This window comes from Legionella sp. (genome assembly GCF_965140895.1).
In the GTDB taxonomy this organism is placed as follows: domain Bacteria; phylum Pseudomonadota; class Gammaproteobacteria; order Legionellales; family Legionellaceae; genus Legionella.
Genome location: NZ_CBCSKT010000125.1, coordinates 1 through 1,313 on the forward strand (window position 1 = coordinate 1; position 1,313 = coordinate 1,313).

The following is a 1,313-nucleotide window of genomic DNA, read 5'->3' on the forward strand; positions in this document are numbered from 1 at the left end:
CTAATTGTTGCATATCATATCACTTAGGGAAATATAAATTAATATTTGAGATTTATTCGTCTATAAAGATTGATATATACTATGCGTTCCAAAATAAACGAATAAATGTAGTTATGAAAAATCCACAGAAAATTAAATGTCCTACCTGCGACAAATCAAATACCTGGAGACCAGACAATAAATTCAGACCATTTTGCTCTGAACGGTGTAAATTAATTGATCTTGGCGAATGGGCTAATGAATCGCGAAAAATTCCTGGTGAGCCGGCAGATCCTTTTGCAGCTAGTAATGAGACTAATGATTTTTAATCCGCGTATGGTTAAGTATTATCGTTTTTGATTACTATTCGTAGAATAGAGAGTCATCTACGTGAATGTTTGCGCGTCAACCTGCGATTGCAGACGAGTGTGTAATCATTCACGTAACTAAACATATGCGAGAGCATTTAAATAGTTAGCAGCGCTCAATGAGTACTCAACCAACGGCTAACTTCCTGTATACTCTCATGAATCACCGCAATCGCCTGTTGGTATAACTCTTCAAGCAACTCGGAGTGTCCCGTTTTCCAATAAAGTTTAACGCGTTGGCGATCAGCTCGAGAACAACTCGGTGTACACGAATCTTATCACCAATTAAATGTTCTGGAATTGATGAATCAAAACTCAGTGTAAGCTCCAGTTTCAGTATGTCTGCAAAACCGACAATACCGGTTAGTGGCGTACGAATATCATGCCGCATGTTTTCCAGAAATTCGGTTTTGGCTTTATTCGCTATTTCTGATTTCTCCATGGCTGTTTTTAATTCAGCCTCAACTATTTTTTAAATAGGAAATATCAACGGTATTACCAACAACACCAACAACACCAACGACATTGCCATCTTTATCCCATAACGGTCTTTTGGCAGAGAGCTGTACCAAGGTTTCACCATTGGGTAGGTTGTTGACTTCTTCGCGAGTAATTTCGACTTTGTTCATCATGACTTCAAGGTCATTTTTTCGATATTCATCGGCGGTTTCTTTACTGAATAACTGATAATCGGATTTACCAATTACGTCAGAGCGGTCAGTAATAAAGCCCATTTGATTTAAGCTTTGCGCCCCTCGTTTGTTAACACCAGACCAAATGCCATTTTTATCTTTCCAATAAATGTCGCCAGGAAGATTCTCAATGAGGTTTTTTAATTGAAAACTTTCTGACTCAAGTTGACTGATTTTATTTTGTTGCACTTTAATAGTGAGTTCCAATTCTTTAACTCGTTGGAGTATTTTTTTTACAGCAGGATCTTGGGACACTGTATTTCTCATTGGATTA

At 37.6% G+C, this 1,313-nt stretch carries 3 protein-coding genes; 1 reads left to right on the forward strand and 2 read right to left on the reverse strand.

The window, feature by feature from the left end; translation table 11 throughout:
* Nucleotides 1-113 precede the first annotated feature (113 nt).
* Entirely contained in the window at nt 114-308 is a 195-nt protein-coding gene (gene yacG / locus ACQY7T_RS12475; RefSeq protein WP_428413840.1) for a DNA gyrase inhibitor YacG, read from the forward strand.
* A 202-nt stretch (nt 309-510) separates the two neighbouring features.
* On the opposite strand, the gene ACQY7T_RS12480 is transcribed toward yacG, so the two are convergent.
* Nucleotides 511-789, reverse strand: a complete 279-nt coding sequence (locus ACQY7T_RS12480; RefSeq protein ID WP_428413838.1) for a histidine kinase dimerization/phospho-acceptor domain-containing protein — start codon at nt 787-789, stop codon at nt 511-513.
* A 19-nt stretch (nt 790-808) separates the two neighbouring features.
* On the reverse strand, nt 809-1,313 hold a 505-nt coding region (locus ACQY7T_RS12485; protein WP_428413839.1), incomplete at its 5' end, for a PAS domain-containing protein.